The organism is Pediococcus siamensis, assembly GCF_047220215.1.
Lineage (GTDB): Bacteria > Bacillota > Bacilli > Lactobacillales > Lactobacillaceae > Pediococcus > Pediococcus siamensis.
This window is the reverse complement of sequence record NZ_CP178375.1, coordinates 318,442-337,821: the sequence shown is the minus strand read 5'-3', so window position 1 is coordinate 337,821 and position 19,380 is coordinate 318,442. Positions and strand designations below refer to the sequence as shown.

Annotated in this window: 19 protein-coding genes; 12 read left to right on the top strand and 7 right to left on the bottom strand. The window is 41.8% G+C overall.

Going from position 1 to position 19,380, the window contains the following annotated elements:
- Positions 1–98 precede the first annotated feature (98 nt).
- Together ACLJJ6_RS01635 and ACLJJ6_RS01630 are read right to left on the bottom strand one after the other, a co-directional pair.
- Positions 99–482 carry a hypothetical protein gene (locus ACLJJ6_RS01635; protein WP_412989728.1) on the bottom strand — a complete coding sequence of 128 codons (384 nt, stop codon included), beginning with the start codon at positions 480–482 and terminating at the stop codon, positions 99–101.
- 73 nt (positions 483–555) lie between these two features.
- The gene (locus tag ACLJJ6_RS01630) at positions 556–3,291 is read right to left on the bottom strand and encodes a cation-transporting P-type ATPase (protein ID WP_412989727.1); all 2,736 of its coding nucleotides are present in this window, start codon (positions 3,289–3,291) and stop codon (positions 556–558) included.
- A 373-nt stretch (positions 3,292–3,664) separates the two neighbouring features.
- Between ACLJJ6_RS01630 and ACLJJ6_RS01625 the strand changes: the two genes are divergently transcribed.
- Complete coding sequence (locus tag ACLJJ6_RS01625; RefSeq protein WP_412989726.1) at positions 3,665–5,050, top strand: hemolysin family protein; 1,386 nt, start codon at positions 3,665–3,667, stop codon at positions 5,048–5,050.
- A 416-nt stretch (positions 5,051–5,466) separates the two neighbouring features.
- On the opposite strand, the gene ACLJJ6_RS01620 is transcribed toward ACLJJ6_RS01625, so the two are convergent.
- Positions 5,467–6,279 carry a Cof-type HAD-IIB family hydrolase gene (locus ACLJJ6_RS01620; protein ID WP_412989725.1) on the bottom strand — a complete coding sequence of 271 codons (813 nt, stop codon included), beginning with the start codon at positions 6,277–6,279 and terminating at the stop codon, positions 5,467–5,469.
- Between the two features lie 166 nt (positions 6,280–6,445).
- Between ACLJJ6_RS01620 and nrdI the strand changes: the two genes are divergently transcribed.
- Entirely contained in the window at positions 6,446–6,925 is a 480-nt protein-coding gene (gene nrdI, locus ACLJJ6_RS01615; RefSeq protein ID WP_412989724.1) for a class Ib ribonucleoside-diphosphate reductase assembly flavoprotein NrdI, read from the top strand.
- A 126-nt stretch (positions 6,926–7,051) separates the two neighbouring features.
- Here nrdI and ACLJJ6_RS01610 read toward each other — a convergent pair whose 3' ends face one another.
- A complete protein-coding gene (locus tag ACLJJ6_RS01610) occupies positions 7,052–7,912 on the bottom strand; it encodes an aldo/keto reductase (RefSeq protein WP_412989723.1) in 861 nt (286 codons plus the stop codon).
- 132 nt (positions 7,913–8,044) lie between these two features.
- On the opposite strand from ACLJJ6_RS01610, the gene ACLJJ6_RS01605 reads away from it, so the two are divergent.
- The 3 genes from ACLJJ6_RS01605 to ACLJJ6_RS01595 all read left to right on the top strand — a co-directional run bounded on the left by ACLJJ6_RS01605 (position 8,045) and on the right by ACLJJ6_RS01595 (position 10,552).
- Positions 8,045–8,701 carry a YczE/YyaS/YitT family protein gene (locus ACLJJ6_RS01605; protein WP_412989722.1) on the top strand — a complete coding sequence of 219 codons (657 nt, stop codon included), beginning with the start codon at positions 8,045–8,047 and terminating at the stop codon, positions 8,699–8,701.
- An 87-nt stretch (positions 8,702–8,788) separates the two neighbouring features.
- The gene (locus ACLJJ6_RS01600) at positions 8,789–9,580 is read left to right on the top strand and encodes a tyrosine-protein phosphatase (protein ID WP_412989721.1); all 792 of its coding nucleotides are present in this window, start codon (positions 8,789–8,791) and stop codon (positions 9,578–9,580) included.
- Positions 9,581–9,607: 27 nt separating this feature from the next.
- Positions 9,608–10,552 (top strand): alpha/beta hydrolase, encoded by a 945-nt coding sequence (locus ACLJJ6_RS01595; RefSeq protein WP_412989720.1) that lies wholly within the window; start codon positions 9,608–9,610, stop codon positions 10,550–10,552.
- A gap of 119 nt (positions 10,553–10,671) precedes the next feature.
- Here the strand turns inward: ACLJJ6_RS01595 and ACLJJ6_RS01590 are convergent, their stop codons facing one another.
- The gene (locus ACLJJ6_RS01590) at positions 10,672–11,082 is read right to left on the bottom strand and encodes a Spx/MgsR family RNA polymerase-binding regulatory protein (protein WP_412989719.1); all 411 of its coding nucleotides are present in this window, start codon (positions 11,080–11,082) and stop codon (positions 10,672–10,674) included.
- A gap of 185 nt (positions 11,083–11,267) precedes the next feature.
- Here ACLJJ6_RS01590 and ACLJJ6_RS01585 point away from each other — a divergent pair, with 185 nt between their 5' ends.
- The 3 genes from ACLJJ6_RS01585 (at position 11,268) to ACLJJ6_RS01575 (ending at position 13,982) form a co-directional block, all read left to right on the top strand.
- Positions 11,268–11,750 carry a TspO/MBR family protein gene (locus tag ACLJJ6_RS01585; RefSeq protein ID WP_412989718.1) on the top strand — a complete coding sequence of 161 codons (483 nt, stop codon included), beginning with the start codon at positions 11,268–11,270 and terminating at the stop codon, positions 11,748–11,750.
- 653 nt (positions 11,751–12,403) lie between these two features.
- The gene (locus tag ACLJJ6_RS01580) at positions 12,404–13,180 is read left to right on the top strand and encodes a tyrosine-protein phosphatase (RefSeq protein ID WP_412989717.1); all 777 of its coding nucleotides are present in this window, start codon (positions 12,404–12,406) and stop codon (positions 13,178–13,180) included.
- Positions 13,181–13,190: 10 nt separating this feature from the next.
- Entirely contained in the window at positions 13,191–13,982 is a 792-nt protein-coding gene (locus tag ACLJJ6_RS01575; RefSeq protein WP_412989716.1) for a tyrosine-protein phosphatase, read from the top strand.
- Between the two features lie 43 nt (positions 13,983–14,025).
- Here the strand turns inward: ACLJJ6_RS01575 and ACLJJ6_RS01570 are convergent, their stop codons facing one another.
- Positions 14,026–14,283, bottom strand: coding sequence for a hypothetical protein (locus ACLJJ6_RS01570; protein ID WP_412989715.1), 258 nt, complete (start codon positions 14,281–14,283; stop codon positions 14,026–14,028).
- Between the two features lie 141 nt (positions 14,284–14,424).
- Here ACLJJ6_RS01570 and ACLJJ6_RS01565 point away from each other — a divergent pair, with 141 nt between their 5' ends.
- Both ACLJJ6_RS01565 and ACLJJ6_RS01560 read left to right on the top strand, forming a co-directional pair.
- Positions 14,425–14,886 (top strand): ASCH domain-containing protein, encoded by a 462-nt coding sequence (locus ACLJJ6_RS01565; protein ID WP_412989714.1) that lies wholly within the window; start codon positions 14,425–14,427, stop codon positions 14,884–14,886.
- 88 nt (positions 14,887–14,974) lie between these two features.
- Positions 14,975–15,334: a hypothetical protein gene (locus ACLJJ6_RS01560; protein WP_412989713.1), complete on the top strand. Its 360-nt coding sequence runs from the start codon at positions 14,975–14,977 to the stop codon at positions 15,332–15,334.
- Between the two features lie 215 nt (positions 15,335–15,549).
- Here ACLJJ6_RS01560 and purB read toward each other — a convergent pair whose 3' ends face one another.
- Positions 15,550–16,842, bottom strand: a complete 1,293-nt coding sequence (gene purB / locus ACLJJ6_RS01555) for an adenylosuccinate lyase (protein WP_412989712.1) — start codon at positions 16,840–16,842, stop codon at positions 15,550–15,552.
- Positions 16,843–17,087: 245 nt separating this feature from the next.
- Here purB and ACLJJ6_RS01550 point away from each other — a divergent pair, with 245 nt between their 5' ends.
- Together ACLJJ6_RS01550 and ACLJJ6_RS01545 are read left to right on the top strand one after the other, a co-directional pair.
- Positions 17,088–18,377, top strand: a complete 1,290-nt coding sequence (locus ACLJJ6_RS01550; protein WP_412989711.1) for an adenylosuccinate synthase — start codon at positions 17,088–17,090, stop codon at positions 18,375–18,377.
- 28 nt (positions 18,378–18,405) lie between these two features.
- Positions 18,406–19,374: a GMP reductase gene (locus ACLJJ6_RS01545; protein ID WP_412989710.1), complete on the top strand. Its 969-nt coding sequence runs from the start codon at positions 18,406–18,408 to the stop codon at positions 19,372–19,374.
- Positions 19,375–19,380 lie beyond the last annotated feature (6 nt).

Genomic DNA, 19,380 nt, shown 5'->3' with positions numbered 1-19,380 from the left:
TTGTTCTATCATTATTTTTTAATCTTTTGGATAAAAAATAAGCTGACTTCAAGTAAAAATCACTTGGAATCAGCCTATTTAACTTAAACTTTTAGTTGTTAGTATGTGATAATTTTATGCGTTTCATTTGGTTTGTCTTGAACCTGCAAATCCAAAGCACTCCCTAAAATGTGTAAGGCTTTCTCGCGTGTCTCGACTTGGTCCATATCGAAGATAATAGATTCAATGGCCCCGCCAATAAAATCGAAGCGTTCGTAAAAAATGTAAGGATCTTCATTATCACGATGATGAAATTCATCCTCAATTTTTTCATAGAATCCTTGACTCCAAAGCCGATCTTTCATGTCAGGGAAATCGTTACGGGTCACAAACCCCTTTTCCGCAATCATATCTGCAGCTTGCTTAACGTCTTCTTTATCAAAGTTGATTTTGGCAATTCTTTCTTCATCTGTTTCTACTTTAATGCCATCATCTTTTGCCATTTCCGAGATCTCCTTTATTATATTTACGACCTCATCTTAGCACCACTTTTTTAAATCGTTAAGAAAAAGCGCTTTATTTATCTTGCCAGGACGCTATCATCTGCTTTTGCCGGTGCAGTCCCCACAATTTATCCAACTCAGTGACTATCAATACAATAATCCCCGCAATTACCGGTAGCACCCACAAATGCCAATCCAGTCCCGCTGTACTAAAAATGGTTTGCATGAACGGTAAGTAGGTGATTCCTGCTTGAAGCACTAGCAAGACCGCAATAATGACAAACGCCATTGGGTTGCGCAAAATGTCGCGTGACAGCGCTGGTTTCGGTGTTCGAATATTGAACAAGTAGAAAATTTTTCCGACCACAATCACGTTGAGCGTCACGGTACTTGCAACTACTGAAGCAACGCCTTGCAAGGTCAACCATTTAAAGGCGCCAATACCCAAACCAGCAATTAAGATGGAGACATACACAATTTGCCAGACGTCCTTGCGATTTAAGAAAGCTTGGTTGCTCTTACGTGGCATTCGTTTCATGATTCCTTCTTCCGCCGGTTCAAACAAGAATGCAAATTGGATCGTTATCGCAGAAACCATATTAATCCAAAGCAACTGGGTTGGAACTAACGGCATTTCTTGTTGGAGCAGAATGGAAATCAGCACAATTAATCCTTCTGCAAAACTTGTCGGCAACAGGAAGCGGATCGTTTTTTTAATATTATCGTAAACGTGGCGGCCTTCTTTTATCGCCGTCGTTAGCGTTGCAAAGTTGTCATCAGCCAGCACCATGTCGGCCGCTTCTTTCGCTACATCCGTTCCTTTAATCCCCATCGCAATTCCGATATCGGCTTTCTTAAGTGCGGGGGCATCATTGACCCCATCACCGGTCATTGCTGTGACTAGCCCATTTGCTTGGTAAGCTTCCACAATTCGTAATTTATTCATCGGGGTTGTCCGGGCAAACACGTTATAGTTTTGAATAACCTGTTTGAGTTTTTCATCAGACAATTCATCAATTTCAGCTCCGGTAATGGCCGACACATTTTCATCCAAGCCCAGTTTTTTGGCGATAGCCGCTGCCGTTTCGGGGTGGTCCCCGGTAATCATTTTAACTTTCACACCAGCATCGCGCATTTCTTTTAAAGCGACCATTGTTTCTTCACGTGGGGGATCAATAATACCCGCAATACCTAAGAATTCAACGCCCTCTAGAACTAAGTCGTGTGTTAAAGTGTGTACGTCACTCGCAACTTTACGGTAACCTAGCGCCACGACGCGCTCTCCATTTTGTGCCAACTGCGAAACCCGCTTCGTCCAAGCTTCAATATCAAAGGCAGGATCAGCTGATTTGGCCATCGCAAAGACTTTATCCGGTGACCCCTTCACCAAAATTACCCGTTGTCCCTCGGCATCTTCATCCAATTTGGCAATATAACGATAATCGGAATCAAACGGAATTTTATCTAATTCACGGAGATCAGGTTCATTTTTATGAAAGACTTTGTGATAAAGCGTTAAAAAGGCCCCATCGGTTGGTTCACCGTTAATTTCCCATTTTCCCTCTGTCTCAATCAGGCGGGTATCATTAGCTTCATGCCCCGTTACCAATAACCGGTCTAAAGCTTCATCTTGTCCAGACACGACTGGCTGGCCCTTGTAAGTAATTTGGCCTTCTGGTTGATAACCAGAGCCACTTACTTCATACTGTCCCTTTTGGGTAATCAGCGTATCAATCGTCATTTCGTTTTTGGTCAGTGTTCCCGTTTTATCAGTATTAATGACATCTACCGCGCCCAAAGTTTCCACGGCAGGCAGTGTCTTGACGATGGCATTTGCCTTCGTCATTTTTTTAACACCCATAGCTAAGACGACCGAAGTACTAGCCGGTAATCCTTCGGGAATAGAACCCACAACCATGGTAATCACTGCGATCATTAACACTGGCAGTGAATAGACGTGCGTAATCAGTCCAAAAATGGTTAACAAAACGGCCACCGCCACGATAGCGTAAGATAAATACTTTCCTAAATCATTAATCTCACGCATTAACGGCGTCGTTTTTGACTGAACTTTTTCCATACTTGCATTAATTTTACCGATTTCAGTATCGGCTCCGGTAGCTGTTACAAGCCCCAAGCCACTACCGTTTGTGACTGCAGTGGAGGCATAAGCCATATTGAGTCGGTCTGCTAATGGCGTTTTGGGATCCGCTAAAGTTTCATCATTTTTTAAAACCGAGTCGGTTTCCCCAGTAAGGGAGGACTCTTGAATTTTTAAATTATCTGCCGTCAAAATTCGTAAATCTGCCGGAACATTATCGCCCGCCTCTAAAAAAACTAAGTCGCCGGTGACCAGTTCTTCAGCAGGGATATCTTCTCGATTACCGTTACGAACAACGGTGGCTGAAACTTGCAGCATTTGTTTGATTTTATCAATGGCTTCCGAAGCTTTACTTTCTTGAAAGTATCCAATCAAAGCATTGATAATCACAACTAATCCAATCACAATAGAATCTGAATATTCTTTTAATAAGAAAGTTGCAATTGCGGCAACCAGTAGAATATAGATAATACTGTTGTTGAACTGCTTGAAAAAACGTTTCAGCTTGCTTTGCTTCTTTTGAATCAGCGCATTGGGTCCATTTTGTTTGAGACGTTTGTCCGCCTCCTCACTTGTCAACCCTTCGTTAAGCTTAATGTTATCTATGCTTAACAGCTCATCCATCGTTTGCGTGTACGGGTGGGGTGGTTTCCCCTTTTTAAGTTCCCCACCGTAGCCGTTACTGTCCGAAGCAGAACTTTTTGTCATAATTTAAAATTCCTCCTATATATAAAGTTTTACTTTTGGTAAGAATAGCATATCTAATCCCAACACTAATGTCAAAGAAAAGCTTATCTGTCTTATAAGCAATCATGAAATCTTCAAAGTTTTTTCATACATGGCTACGGGTTAAAAAAAGCCTGACCATTAATTTGGCCTGTGGAGAATCCAAGAATCACCTGACCTTGACTAAAAAAGTGACGGTTTCATAATTTCGGATGCGTTTAATTGCCGTTTCGAGGTTCAAATGAAAACTTATTGTAAAATAAGTGCAGTTGTTGTTTAATTCGAAAAGATTTTTCTGTATAGACGCGCTATAATATAGAGATAATGTAATTACAAAAGAAATGGGGAATGTTCCTTGGACAGTGGTCAGATAATCAGCGATAGTATTGTGATTTTGATTACCTTCATCCTGGCATATTTTTTCGTTGCTGCTGAATTTGCACTGGTCGAAAGTCGGCTAAGTGCCTTGGAAGAAGCACGGGAATCAGCAGTTGGTGGACGGCTCAAAAAAATTAACCGAGCGATCCACATGGTTTCAAACCTAAACGAATACCTTTCAACCACGCAGGTGGGTACATCCGTCTGCGGGATTATTCTCGGTTGGATTGGTGAATCGTTTGTGGAATATTTTATTATTCGGTTTTTCGGCGCCACACATCTCATTAATACAGCATCATTGCACGCAATTGGTGCGGTGATTGGCGTTTTGCTACTAACATACTTAGAAGTTGTGTTAACCGAAATTGTGCCTAAAAATATTAGTATCGACATTCCTCTAAAAGTTTTGATGATGGTTGTCACCCCACTTCACTGGTTCCATACCGCGTTTTATCCTTTTGTTTGGCTGCTCAATGCTTCGGCAAACGGGATTGTCAAATTAGTTGGTATGCAGCCGGCCGATGAAAGTAACGAGGTTTTTTCACAGGCCGAGATTCTCAGCCTTTCCAAAAACGCGGTTACCGGTGGTGAATTAGACCAGAATGACTATGTTTACATGCAGCGGGCCTTTGACTTCAATGACAAGGTTGCTAAAGACATTATGATCGATCGAACACAGTTAGTGGTACTTGATATCAATGCTACGGTTGATGAAGCCCTAGTGCTTTATCTGCAGAAACGATTCAGTCGCTTCCCTGTGGTTGCCAATAATAATAAGGACAAGATCTTGGGTTATGTTTATAACTACGATCTTATTCGCCAGAGCCGTGTGGATGGTAAAATTAAGATCAGTCGCTTATTGCGAAACATCATCACAGTGCCAGAAACTGTGCCTGTGCAGGATGTGTTACAGAAAATGTTGCAAAAACAAACCCCGATTTCAGTTGTCGTGGATGAATACGGTGGAACAAGCGGAATTATTACCGATAAAGATATCTACGAAGAAGTCTTTGGAACCATTAATGATGAGGTTGATGACGTTTCCGGTGATTATATTCATAAGGAAAGAGATGGTAGCTATCATGTCAGTGGGAAAACTACCATGTATGATTTCGAACGCTACTTTGGAATTGATGTTCCTGGTTTTGAAGACGAGGACGTGGTGACTTTAGGCGGTTATGTCATTGATCACCATCCTGACATTCAGGTTCATGATAAAGTCCGCATTGACCGATACAATTTTGAAGTTTTGGATAACGAAAACGCTCATATTGACTGGTTCCACGTCACCCGCATTCCAGATGACGAATTCAAAAAAATGCAAGAACACGCAGAAAATGAGCGGTTAAACGCAGACGAGTAAAATAAGTTGTTTGCATCATCACCAAGCACAATCTGTAATAATCCCTTTATGGTTGTCAGATGAAAGACAATAATTCATTTGATGATTATGGAGGGATTTTTGTATGGTCAGATCTAAATTCACAGCATTGGAGAAGCTCAATCTGCTTGAAGATTACCAAAAGTGCAACTTAACTATCGCTCCCGCGGGATTGCGATCCCGCATCCGCGACCTGATACTTCCTTTTGTTGAGGACGGTTCGAGAAAGCAGAAAGGAGAAATTAGCTATCCTTCCCGCATCCTCGACCTGATATTTCCTTTTTTGTTGAGGACGGCTTGAGAATGCAAAAAGTGCCACCTAACTATCGCTCCCGCGGGATTGCGATCCCGCATCCGCGACAGTTAGGTGGCACTTTTTTAACGCATTCTCAAGCCCACTAATCTAAGAACCTTCTCTTCAAATACCTTGGCAAGCCATCCTCCTCACTTGCTTCCGTCACCACATCCGCCTGTTCCTTTATTTCATCCGCACTATTTCCCATCGCCACACCTGTTCCAGCCGCCTTCAACATCCCCAAATCATTTCGGTCATTTCCAAACGCAATCGTCCGTTCCACCGGGATCCCATACTGGTTCATAATTGCACGCACCGCACTTGCCTTATCCACCCGTTTGGGGATCAACTCAATATTATCTGGACTCGAAGACGACACATTCATCACATTCGCCTCAATCAATCGTTCACGCGCAATTGCCAACTTATCTTGCTTGCCCTGCGCAATCACAATGCCATTAATAATCTGATCACTCACATCACTTAAATGATCCCGATCATGCACATCTTCAAATTTACCGGCACCATCCTGCATGACCCGCATGCGTGCCAAACGGCTTAAATCCCACGGCTTTCTTCGCGTGTAAAACGTCCGATCTGTACTAAAAAAATTGGTTGAAAGCCCTAACTCAGTCGTGACGTCATAAACCGTGCTAATGGCCTTCCATCCCAGGTGATCTTTATGCAAATGATGCCCTTTTTGATAAACTGAGCCATTTGAGGCAATGATCTCCACCTTATCATTGATCCGTTTGCGAATCACCTCTGCCAACGAAAGCATTCTACCAGTGGCAATATAAAAGATAAATCCACGGTCCTGCAGTTGGGAAATCACTCTTTTAGTCATGACTGAAACATTTTGATTATGTGAAATTAGCGTACCATCGATATCCATAAATACAATATAGGGTTCCAAACTAACGACCTCAATTCTTTTTTCATTTCGTTTTTATAAATCTAGTTTACTACTTTGGTAAAGCGTTTCCGTTATTTTCAAAAAATAATTTTTTCCAAAAATTATCGTGTTACAATGTGAATAATGCCGTACAATAAAAATAGTAATATTTTAAGGGGGTTCCACCATGTCAATTATTAACATTTTATTTATTTCCGTTGCCGGTAATACCCGTTCTTTCACTCAAGATCTTCAGGACTATGCCGAAGCGCAACACGCAAAAGATGCCACCAATCCCCTCATTTCTTTAAAGGAAATCTCCGAAGAAACAGACTTCCAGAGCGAGACGGCTCCCTATTTTGCGTTTGTTCCGACTTATTTGGATGGTGGGAATGGAATCGATAACGGCGTCAAAGAATTGATGACTAACGTTTTAGGTGAGTACATCGCTTACAAAGATAATCGCAAGTTCTGTCTTGGTGTGATTGGGAGCGGTAATCGCAACTTTGGATTACAGTACTGCTTAACTGCCAAACGTTATGCACGTGATTATGGTTTTCCCTACTTGGACAACTATGAACTACGCGGAAATGATGCGGATTGTGCCCGGATTTACGAAACCATGAAACAAAATAATGCGCTTAAAACAACTTCTAAAGAAGCTTAATTTTGCCGTAAACGTTCGTGAATACAGACCCCAAGCGGATTTTAGTCATCATCCTAATCGTGATTCACCATTATACACAAAAAACGGAACTGAGATAACTTTGCCATTTCTCAGTTCCGTTTTTAATTACCATGTAATTGTATCAGGATCAGTTGCCAGACCTGCAACGCCACGCAGACCATCAATTGTCTTGACATCGGCTGATTCCAATTCAAAGTCAAATAACTTTGTATTTTCAATAATCCGATCTTTATGGACTGATTTTGGTAGTGGCAAGAACCCGTGTTGTAAGGACCAGTGCAAAACAACCTGCGCAACCGTCTTATGATATTTTTCACTCAATGTCTTTAACTCGGGAACCGCAAAGATTTTTCCCGTACCAAGCGGACTATAAGCTTCAGACAAAATGTGGTGTTCCTTATTATACTTCACCACTTCTGGCTGCAAATCACTTGGATTTAAGAAGATTTGGTTAACCTGTGGTGTTACCGTGGCTGTCTTTAGTAAGGCATCCAAATGCTTAGGACGAAAATTAGAAACCCCAATGGCACGCAATTTGCCAGCTTTTTGAGCTTCTTCCATTGCGCGCCAAGTTCCAGCATTGGCTTCTTCCCAAGAATCACGAAAGGCAACTGGATTCGGCCAGTGGATTAAAAATAAATCCAAGTAATCCAAGCCTAAGTTGTTCAAGGACGTGTCGATAGCTTTTTTAGTATTCTCATAACCATGATCATTACCAGTTAATTTTGAAGTTACCCACAATTGATCACGGGCCACCCCGCTATCTTTAATCCCCTTGCCAACACTTTTTTCGTTTTGATAAGCAAAAGCCGTATCAATATGACGGTAGCCAGCTTCAATAGCTGTTTCAACGGATTTTTCCGCAACTTCGCCATCAGGAGTTTGCCAAGTTCCAAATCCCACAATCGGAATTTGAGTTCCATTATTTAGTTCATAGGTATCTGTTAACTTTGTTAAATTTGCCAAAATATAACCTCCAGTCCAATGATAACTACATTATAAATCAAAAGTCAGGATCGTGAAAAACATTTGGTTTCCGATCGAAATTATTCTATGATGAACGGGTACGTTACCTTATTTATTAAAGGAAGTTTCATTGTGGATAAAAACAGAGATTTTAAAAAACGCCTTTTATTTTTAGCACTTTCCATTGTTTTAAACGCATCGTCCAACGCACTTACCGTTGCCAGTCACTGCGGTAGCGCCATTTGGACAGCCTCTTCTGTTAATTTAAGTGAATGGTTTCATTTTTCTTTAGGTGCGGTTCTATTCGTTGAAGGAATCGCCGTCGTTTTGGCTAACGCTTTGCTTTTAAAACAATTTGATTGGCACCGCATGTTAGGAAATCTTGTTTTTATGATCCCTTTTTCATATCTCGTCGGCAGTATCAGCACAGGACTTGATCAACATGGGTTTCTTAATCTTCCCCTAAGCGTCCGCGTCGTGGCTGATATTTTAGGTATTGTCGGGATTGGCATCGCCGTTTCCATCTACCAACGCGCAAATATTGTTTTGCATCCCAACGATGATTTAACCTATATTGTTCGATTTAAGTTTATGCATGGCAAAGCGGCAACTGCTCAGTGGATTAGTTATATCCCCGCAATTTCACTTATTCTCCTGACTTTTATCGTGAGCCGCCATATTTATGCAATTGGGATTGGCACGATTTTAGCTTTTATTCTTCAGGGAATTGTAACGGGCTGGGCGGATCAACATGTCTTTCCTGCCCTCAAACATCATTTGAACATTTAAACACTTTTGGTAGGAAGACACAGACGACTGTGCTATCATTTTTCTTGTAGGTTATTCATTATCGATCAAAATATAGGAGGATTTATCATGGTGAGATCACGGGTACTTCAATTACAAAAAGGTGGCAATTTCAGAGAACTCGGTGGTTATCAAACAACGGACGGAAAGACAGTCAAATGGCATAAGATTATTCGTTCCGGTACATTAGGGAGCCTAACCGATCACGATGTCGATTTTTTAGACAATTACGGACTTAAATATGACGTTGATTTTCGTTCACCTGCAGAAAGAACCCAAGAACCTGATCGCATTCCTTCTGAGACGAAATACCTGTTTATGCCAGTCTTTTCAACTGACGAAACTCAGAACTCTAAACAAACTGATCGTTTGCAGCGGAAAATGGAAACTGATCCCACGACTGGCCGTCAGCAAATGCATCATGTCTATCAAGACATCATCACAAATCCACATTCACAAAAGGCCTACCGCCAATTTTTTGATGTGCTGCTTGAAAATGACGCCAACGACAGTACGTTGCTTTTTCACTGCACCGCTGGTAAAGATCGTACCGGGATGGGTGCCGTTTATTTTCTCAGTGCTCTGGGCGTCAATGAAGATACCGTTAAAGCTGATTATTTGTTAACGAACAAAGTCACAAAGCCTAAACTGGAAAATCTTGTCAAAACACTAAAGCTTAAACAGGCCTCTTCGGCTTTCATCCAAAGTATGCGCGATTTGCAAAGTGTTCAAATCTCATTTTTCAATACGGCAATGGATCAAATTCAAAAGACATCTGGTACCATGGACGCCTATCTACATGACTATTTAAAACTTTCAACAACTGATATTCATGACTTACGACAAATTTACTTAGAATAAACTTATCAAAACGAGGAGGAACCTAATATGAAGAGAAAAAATCTCATTGGGCTGGGAATTGTTGCTCCCGTGGCACTCGGCATTTCCGGAATTACAGCTGCCAGCGCCAAACTATATGATTATGCGTTTCGCCGCGTGGACTATGTTCCCGAAACATCTGCTGATAAACAAAAGTATGCTGATGCATATTACAATTATGTTAACTGGTTTCATAGCGTACCCTCCAAGCAGTGGACCTTGCACCCAGCGGATCTAGAGAATCGGGTGGAAGCAACTTTCATTCCGGCAGCGGATCAACAGGAGGCCAAAACAACAGTGATTATTGCTCATGGTTATAAGGGAAACGGTGAAACCATGTCCAACTATGCCAAAATGTTCTACGATATGGGTTACAACGTCCTGTTACCAGACGATCGTGCTCATGGAAATAGTTCCGGTGATTACATGAATTTTGGCTGGATTGATCGGCGCGATTTTGTTGAATGGTCACATTATGTGATTAACACGATTGGTGAAGATTCCAAAATCATCATGTTTGGCGTCAGCATGGGTGGTGCGACCATTCAAATGACCAGTGGTGAACAATTACCACCCCAGGTCAAATTAATGATTTCTGATTGTGGTTATTCAGATTTACGCTCTGAATTATCCTACTTACTCAAACAACAATTCCATTTACCGCCGACCCTTTTTTTGCCCCTCATTAACGCGATCAATCACCACCGGATGGGATTTTCAATTGATGACGTTTCATCAGTAAAACAACTGCGCAAAAATACGCGCCCGTTTTTATTTATTCATGGTGAAAAAGATGTTTACGTCCCCACTTACATGGTTGATGAATGTTTTGAAGCCTGCCCTGAACCCAAAGACATCTGGATTGTACCCAATGCTTCTCATGCAGAAAGCTTCTGGATTGATCCAGCGGCCTACCAGGCTAAAATTCAACAATTCATCCATAAATATATGTAAGTTAAAGAATTTCGCGTTCACTTTAATAAAGGTATGATTAATCAGCTAAACCATAATAAAAAGCTATCTTTACAGGTTGACATGCAACAACCGGTAAAGATAGCTTTTTAAGTTTACGCCTAAGCGTCATGTAAAACTTGCAACATTTGCGCAAATGAGACGCGTCTCGTTTCACGCGGGATAAAGCTGCGAATTTCGTCTTCGTTAAACCCAACTTGTAATTTGTTATGGGTAAAAATAATTGGTTTTTTGATTAGACTTGGCTGCTTAACGAGTAAGCGATGTAATTCGGTAATCGTAAGTGAGTCAATGTATTTCCGACCGTATTTCTTAAAAGCTTTCGATCGCTCGGAAATAATCTCATCAGCGCCATACTCTGTTAATGATAAGACTTTTTTCAATGTATCTAAGGAGAGCGCCTGCGAAACGACATTGACTCTATCGTAGTCAAGGTGATGCTCATCCAACCATTGACACGCTCTTCGTGCTGAACCACAACTTGGACCCCATAAAACCGTAATCTTTTCCATGCAAAACACTCCTTTAAAATTAACTTATCAATTCTATAAGTAAAATTATAAACTAATGAATTAGTTTTGTCTATGGTTTTTGATAATTTTTTTAAAGCGCTTTTTTGAGCATTTCCCTTTTGCCCCTCATTAGGCCTTGTTACACTTTAGATAAGAACTAAAATTGACGACGAGGAGGAATCTTCATGGAAACAAAGCCACGATTTAATTGGAAAGCTTTTCTGCTTTTTGTACTGGGTGTCCAAATTCTTGGGAGTCTTTCAGCGCTTTTTGCAGGTAATATCAAAGAAATTTACAATTCCCTTTCTTTACCACCACTGGCACCGCCTGATTCATTATTTGGCATCGTTTGGCCGGTACTCTACCTCTTAATTGCGGTTTCCGGTTATCTGATCTACCAATCAATTGCGTTTCGCGGCGAAAAGACGACTAGTTTTGTTCTTTTTGGTGCTCAGCTCCTGTTGAATTTCATCTGGAGTATTATCTTTTTCGGTGGTAATTATTATTGGCTTGGTGTTGTCGTTGTTGTCGCACTGGATTTAATTGTCCTTGGCTGTGTCGTGCAATATTTCAAAATTAACAAAATGGCTTCGCTTTTATTAGTTCCGTATCTGGTTTGGATCCTTTTTGCGACTTATCTTTCTGTTGGGGTTGCAATGCTCGATTAAACTAAAGGATTCTCTGACAAAGGGTGGGGAAAAGCGATTTAACTGTGAACAGACCAATGAAAGCCACAGAATTTGTGCTCGGAATCATTTAACTTCCATCGTTAATCAGAGCTGGGAGCTGTTGGTCTCTGATCACGGCTATTAAAGTTTGAAAACCAGAAGCGGCCGGGAGCTTTTCCCGGTCGCTTTGTCTCTTCTAACTTGATAAATTGGCCGAAATGCACAGGGTTAACGCGCCACACGCTCGAAAAATTAATGTTAATAAAGCTTTATCTTTTTCGTCACACAATCTTCATAATTAAAAGGTAATCTATAAACATAGATAAAAGTTAAACAACTCTATCTATATGAAAATAGCATACTCCTCCAAAGTTACTATATTTCATTGTTTTTCATGATAACAACCTACTCCCCTATATAAAATGGCCCAATCTTTTCAGATTGGGTCATTTTTTGTCCAATTCGAATTTTATCGAAATTTCCTCGTCTTTGGTATAATGGACTAAAAGTAACAGCTACTAAATACTGCTTGAATCACGCCATGTCCCGTAAAGTTTCCAAGGACAGGAGAACTTATTACGACGCTAGTATAACCAGCCGTTTCAGATTCAAGTTCAATATTTTAATATCAAAAGTTGTTTGGAGGCTGAATAATGGTAATGAAACAGGAACGCTTATTAAATATTGAAGGCAGTGTGAACTTTCGTGAATTAGGCGGCTATCGAAGTCACGACGGGCGGACCATTAAATGGCAAAAACTGCTCCGCTCCGGCGATTTGAGCCGGTTAACCAAACAAGATGTTCAAAAACTCGCCGATTATGGCCTCCAATATGACATTGATTTACGTTCCCCTTCAGAAGCCAGCTGGCTAAGCGATCGGATTCCTCAAAACACAATCTATCGTTCCTATCCAGTTTACCCCATTGCACAAAATGATCATTCAGACTTGCCGCCACTTTCTGAGACGCAAACCACTGCAGATTACGCGCATCCCTATGCATTAATGATTTTAAATCCGCAAAGTCAATTAGCTTTTCGAACGCTTTTTCAAGACTTGTTGGCCAATAATCAGCCGCAAAAATCACTTCTTTTTCATTGTGCAGCGGGCAAGGATCGCACGGGTGTGGCCGGTTTTTTGATCTTAACTGCTCTGGGTGTTCCCTACAAAACAATTAAACAGGATTTCGTCCTCACCAATTTAGTTTACAGTACGCTTGATCAAGAGGCTTTGCGGCAAAAGCTTCAAAATGATAAGGCAGAAAAATTCGTGAATCAAATGAACACAACTTTCCAAGTTCAAGGTAGTACGCTTGATGTTGCCAATCAAGCAATCTTAGATAACTATGGTGATTACGGTCATTACTTCACTGCTGCTATGGATTTGTCTGAAGCAGATTTAACAGATTTACGGGCTATTTATTTAGAGTAAAGAGGCAACTATGGAAAAAAGGCGTATTTTACCTATTCAATCTGGCTTAAATTTTCGCGAACTTGGCGGGTATCCCACTTTCGATGGTCGAACCATTAAGTGGCAAAAACTACTCCGCTCTGGTTACTTATCCGTTTTAACCAAGGCTGATCAAGGCTACCTTGTTAATTACGGGTTACGCTACGATGTTGATTTACGTTCTGACTATGAAATCAATCGCAATCCTGATCCGCTAATGCCACCCGTCCAACGCATTCGTGCTTCGGTATATCCCTTTAGTCAGCACCAAGGATTGGGCGTCTTTTCCTGGCTAAAGCGATTAGTGCATAAATCTGCACCAGCTCCCAGTGTACTTAGCGACCCTTACGAATTAATGGTTCTGGACGAACACGCTCAAGGTGCATTTAAAAAACTATTCCAAGTCTTACTAAAAAACGATCAACCAAACCAATCCGTTCTTTTCCACTGCGCCGCTGGAAAAGATCGAACTGGAACCGCAGCCTTTCTAGTACTCAGTGCCCTTGGCGTGTCTCAAGAAACCATTGAAGAAGATTATCTTCTATCAAATCAAGTCCTTTTTGGTACACAAGCACCGATCGCAACACCATCGACGAATAATGCCGCCCTTGACCGCATGAACGAAGCGCGCAATGTCAGTCTTCGGAGCTTACGGCTAGCAAAACAGGCCATCGAAACCTCGTATGGGAGTATGACCGCATACTTCCACCAGGCGATGAATTTGTCTGACCAAGACATTGGCACGCTAAAACAGCTTTATACAGAAAAATCAGCCAAAAAATAAGCACTGCAGTAACCCGCCGCTTTCCGGGGCCGCAATGCTTATTTTATAAGTAGACGAGTAAAACAACTGCAATTAAGAAGGTTATCCCTAAAAACGCTGCTGAAACGGCTTCTAAGCGATTAGCTGTTTTCATATCCACACGTAAACTAAACAAGACACTAAACGCAAGAATCAGAATGAGAATTTTTTCCACTTCTGAATAATTATGGCTGTTTTGAAAATAGCCCGTAAACCAGCCCACGATGCAACCAATGACCACAACCACACCAATCCCGAAGTCTGCCCAATACTTTGCTCGCACTTCATCACGTCCCTGTCCTTTATATTGTTTCTATACTACCTTAATTAACCCCCAAATGGCAACGGCGGGTTTTGGTTACACTTTAGCCCGTCAAAGTGCTACACTACAGTCATCAAATACTAAAAGTGAGGACTGATTATTATGGCAACAAGTGCCGAACAAATGTGGAATACTTACGCACAAGCCCATGACTTAACGGACAAAACTTTTCAAACACGTTGGTTTGGAGACCAAGAAAATCCAGAAGAAATTCGCGATTTAACAACGAAAATTCTTGCCAAAGATAAAATTTCAACTTCAAGACCTTTAGCTTACTACGCTTCTGAAGGTGAACAAATTCCCCAACCTGGGGATTATTACGTGCTATTAGATGCCGAAATGCACCCCGTGGGTATCATTGAAACCGTGGTTTCTGAACTGATCCCATTTTTGCGGGTTTCTGCCGAACATGCCTATAACGAAGCTGAAGGTGAGCGGACCCTGGCCGATTGGCAAGCACGCAGCTTAACCAAGTTTACAGAACAGATGAAAAAATTTGATCGTAACTTCTCTACAAACGACCCAATTCTTTGTGAGGTTATCAAACTCGCTTACAAGGAATAGTTATAGAAATCATATGAGTTTACTTATTAAAAGGATGTATGTATAATACACATTATAGAAATAATCGTGAGATTAAAGGAGAATGTGTATGAAAATTTATCCAGCCGTGTATTCCGTCCAGAATGGCGTTGTCGAACTTTTAATTCCCGATTTCCCAGGAATGATGATTGAAGGCGAAACTTTAGTGCAAGCGACTGAAAAAGCAGAAAAACTCATTACAGCCCAAGCGCATTTGCCGGAGCCCTCTGATATGAAAAACACGCATTTGGTCGAAGGCGAACACGTCATCATGCTGCCCATTAACGAATATGCAGGTAAAAATACCAAACGCATTCGTCGCAACGTGACCATTCCCCAGTACCTAAATGACTGGGCTAAACAGTCGGGGATTAACGTTTCCCAGGTTTTGACGGATGCTCTGGACCAAAAATTCAAAACAACTATTTAATAATATCCAACTAAACAAGTGGCGAAAGTGAGAACAAAGTGTTTTAACTTCGCACGTAATAACGGAAGCCGAATGATTCTTTGAATCGTTCGGCTTCCGTCGTTAAGCAGAGAAGGTAGGCTCTCATTCCCGTTTTCAGCTATTAGCGTTCGGAGAATGAAAGCGGCTGGCTATTTTTTTCAACCCCGCCACTTTTTATTTTATTTTGTAACGCATTAGTCCAGGCCGACCCGTGCAAAAATATAATCAATATTTTTGAGATGATAGTGATAGTCAAACGCATCTGCAATTTCTTTCGGTGACAGATATTTTTGAATTACCGCATCATTTTCTACTAACGGCCTAAATTGGATCTCCTCATCCCAGGCCCTGGCTGTCAACGGCTGAATACGATCGTAAGCCGTTTCGCGTGACAAACCGGCATCAATTAACTTGAGAAGTACCCGCTGACTATAAATCAGACCAAAGCTGCGGTTCATATTAGCTTTCATGTGTTCAGGGAAGACGGTTAAATTAGCAATGATCTTATTCATGCGCTGTAAAATGTAGTCCACTAAAATCGTGGTATCTGGTAAAATAACCCGCTCTGCTGAAGAGTGCGAGATATCTCGTTCGTGCCACAAATTAACGTCCTCATACGCTGTTTGAACGTGTCCTCGAATGACCCGTGCTAATCCTGAGACGTTCTCAGAACCAATGGGATTGCGCTTATGGAGCATTGCCGATGACCCCTTCTGCCCCGGAGCAAAATGTTCCTCTACTTCGCGAACTTCGGATTTCTGTAACCCCCGAATCTCTGTGGCAAATTCTTCGATACTAGTGGCAATCAGTGCTAAAGTTGCAATATATTCGGCATGTAAATCACGCGGTAAAATCTGGGTCGAAATTTCTTGTGCCTGTAAGCCCAGTTCTTCGCAAACAAAGGTTTCCACGCGCGGATCCACATTTGCAAACGTCCCCACTGCGCCGCTGATCTTACCAGCCTCAACGCCTCGGGCTGCATGTTCAAAGCGCTCAATATCGCGGTTGAGCTCAGAATACCAGCGCGCAAGTTTTAGCCCAAATGTCATCGGTTCGGCGTGCACGCCATGGGTTCTCCCCATCATTACGGTGTATTTGTACTTTTGCGCCTGCTTTGCCAGGGTGTCCTTAAAATCAGCTAAATCTTGGCGAATAAGTGCGTTTTGTTTTAAACGGTACCCCTGCGCCGTATCAACCACATCCGTGCTCGTAAGTCCGTAATGCACCCACTTCTTTTCTGCTCCCAAAGACTCAGAAACATCGCGCGTAAAGGCAATCACATCATGATGCGTAACCTGTTCAATCTCTGCAATTCGTGTTTCATCAAAAGTCGCGTTTTGTTCAATTTTTGCGACATCCGCGGCCGGGATTTTGCCTAACTTGCCCCATGCTTTAACAGCCGCAACTTCAACTTTTAGCCAGGAAGCATACTGATTATGCAAACTCCAGATTTTGCCCATTTCTTCACGTGTATAACGTTCTAACATTCGGATATTCCCCATTTCACGTTAAATCAGATTATCAAAAAATCTCCGTTTCTAACTATAGCACATAAAAATCGGATTTTCTATATTAAAGGTGGATTTGCACCTCTTTTTCCGATAGTTAGACTTCTTTTACGTATTTTTTAAAGGACCAATTCATTTATAATTCGTGTTTTACTTGATTTCTGATAAAAAGCTTGTTACACTTATTTGGTTGTTTAAAATAGATTAAGTCGGGGGTCTTTATTATGTCATCAATCGTAGTTGTAGGTAGCCAGTGGGGCGACGAAGGGAAAGGAAAAATCACAGACTTTTTAGGACATGAAGCTGCGTTAACCGTTCGTTTCTCCGGTGGTGACAATGCCGGACATTCAATCGTTTTTGAAGGTAAAAAATTCGCATTACAACTCATCCCATCAGGCATCTTTAATCGCAACGGTTTAAGTGTTATCGGCAACGGCGTAGTTGTGAATCCAAAGGCGTTGCACGACGAACTACATTATTTAAAAAGTAACGGTATTCCAACTGATAATTTGCGAATCTCTGATCGCGCGCAGGTAATCCTGCCCTATCATATTTTGTTGGATAAATTACAGGAAAAAGCCAAAGCAGCGGGTAAAATTGGCACAACGCATAAGGGGATCGGACCTGCCTATATGGATAAAGCCGAACGTATCGGTATTCGTATCTGTGACCTCCTCGATCGTGAAACCTTTGCTGCCAAATTAAAAGCTAACTTAGCAACTAAAAATCAACTTTTCACAAAATTATACGAAACTGCGCCCCTAAAATTTGAGGATATTTTCGAAACTTACTATCAATATGGGCAAGAAATAAAAGATCAGGTAACGGATACTTCTGTGTTAATTAACGAAGCCCTTGATCAGAATCAAAAAGTTCTTTTCGAAGGTTCACAAGGTGTCATGCTGGATTACGATCATGGAACCTATCCTTATGTCACTTCTTCCAATCCGATTGCTGGCGGCGCTGCTGTTGGCGCAGGGGTTGGACCCTGGCGTATCAATCAAGTTGTGGGCGCCTGCAAAGCCTATACCTCTCGGGTAGGAGACGGGCCTTTCCCAACTGAACAAGAGAATCAGACGGGTGATTTCATTCGTGAAGCTGGGCATGAATACGGCACCGTCACAGGGCGCCCTCGCCGTATCGGCTGGTTAGATACCGTTGTTTTACGGCATGCCACACGGGTTAGTGGCTTGACCAGTCTTTGCTTAAACTGCTTAGATGTTTTAACTGGCTTAGATCAAATCAAAGTTTGCACAGCTTATCAACTTAATGGAAAAACCATCTATCACTATCCAGCAGCCGAAAAAGATATTGAGGCCTGTGTGCCCGTTTACGAAGAGCTGCCTGGCTGGCAAGAAGATATTACCCATTGTCAAACCCTAGCTGATTTACCCGAAAATGCCCGTCATTACTTAGAACGGGTTTCAGAGCTTGTCGGCATTCCCCTGTCCACATTTTCGGTGGGTCCTGATCGTGAGCAAACGAATGTGCTCATCAACAGCTGGAACAGCTAATCATTGAATTTAGAAAGGAACCTGAACTATGCGTGTTTTTGATTATGAAGATGTTCAATTAATCCCTAACAAATGTATTATTGACAGCCGTTCTCAAGCAGATACAACAACGACTTTGGGTAAGTATACCTTTAAAATTCCCGTCGTTCCGGCTAACATGGCTACGGTCATTAACGAGGAACTCTCTGTTTGGTTGGCAAAAAATGGCTATTTCTACGTCATGCACCGTTTTGCTCCCGAAACGCGGTTAAGCTTTGTCAAAAAGATGCATGATCAAGACTTGATCGCATCAATTAGTGTTGGCGTCAAACCAGAAGAATTTCAGTTTGTTTCTGATTTAGCTGATCAGCAGCTCACCCCAGAATTTATAACTATTGATATTGCCCACGGGCATGCGAACAGTGTGATTAAAATGATTCACCACATCAAACAGCTCTTGCCAGAAACTTTCGTTATCGCTGGAAACGTTGGCACGCCCGAAGCCGTTCGTGAATTAGAAAACGCCGGTGCCGATGCCACAAAGGTAGGCATCGGTCCAGGGAAAGCCTGCATCACCAAGCTAAAAACAGGCTTTGGTACTGGTGGTTGGCAATTAGCCGCTATTCGCTGGTGCGCCAAAGCAGCTAGCAAACCAATTATTGCCGATGGGGGTATCCGCACCAATGGCGATATCGCGAAATCCGTACGCTTCGGTGCTACCATGGTCATGATTGGTTCGCTGTTAGCCGGTCATCAAGAATCACCTGGCAATATGATCACCATTGACGGAAAAAATTATAAGCAATATTACGGTTCAGCTTCCGAAACCCAGAAAGGCCAACATAAAAACGTTGAAGGCCGTCAAATGCTAGTGCCATATCGCGGCCACATTCAAGACACTCTGGAAGAGATGCATCAGGATTTACAATCAGCGGTTTCTTATGCCGGTGGTAAAACCCTGAATGCCATTCGCAAAGTCGATTACGTCATTTTACATGGTGTGAATGATTTCAATTAATTTAAC

Coding starts and splice junctions, on each gene's coding strand:
- ACLJJ6_RS01635 (WP_412989728.1), bottom strand. CDS start 482: ATGGCAAAAGATGATGGCATTAAAGTAGAAACAGATGAAGAAAGAATT.
- ACLJJ6_RS01630 (WP_412989727.1), bottom strand. CDS start 3,291: ATGACAAAAAGTTCTGCTTCGGACAGTAACGGCTACGGTGGGGAACTT.
- nrdI (WP_412989724.1), top strand. CDS start 6,446: ATGTCAATTATTAACATTTTATTTATTTCCGTTGCCGGTAATACCCGT.
- ACLJJ6_RS01600 (WP_412989721.1), top strand. CDS start 8,789: ATGGTGAGATCACGGGTACTTCAATTACAAAAAGGTGGCAATTTCAGA.
- ACLJJ6_RS01595 (WP_412989720.1), top strand. CDS start 9,608: ATGAAGAGAAAAAATCTCATTGGGCTGGGAATTGTTGCTCCCGTGGCA.
- ACLJJ6_RS01590 (WP_412989719.1), bottom strand. CDS start 11,082: ATGGAAAAGATTACGGTTTTATGGGGTCCAAGTTGTGGTTCAGCACGA.
- ACLJJ6_RS01585 (WP_412989718.1), top strand. CDS start 11,268: ATGGAAACAAAGCCACGATTTAATTGGAAAGCTTTTCTGCTTTTTGTA.
- ACLJJ6_RS01580 (WP_412989717.1), top strand. CDS start 12,404: ATGGTAATGAAACAGGAACGCTTATTAAATATTGAAGGCAGTGTGAAC.
- ACLJJ6_RS01575 (WP_412989716.1), top strand. CDS start 13,191: ATGGAAAAAAGGCGTATTTTACCTATTCAATCTGGCTTAAATTTTCGC.
- ACLJJ6_RS01565 (WP_412989714.1), top strand. CDS start 14,425: ATGGCAACAAGTGCCGAACAAATGTGGAATACTTACGCACAAGCCCAT.
- ACLJJ6_RS01560 (WP_412989713.1), top strand. CDS start 14,975: ATGAAAATTTATCCAGCCGTGTATTCCGTCCAGAATGGCGTTGTCGAA.
- purB (WP_412989712.1), bottom strand. CDS start 16,842: ATGTTAGAACGTTATACACGTGAAGAAATGGGCAAAATCTGGAGTTTG.
- ACLJJ6_RS01550 (WP_412989711.1), top strand. CDS start 17,088: ATGTCATCAATCGTAGTTGTAGGTAGCCAGTGGGGCGACGAAGGGAAA.
- ACLJJ6_RS01545 (WP_412989710.1), top strand. CDS start 18,406: ATGCGTGTTTTTGATTATGAAGATGTTCAATTAATCCCTAACAAATGT.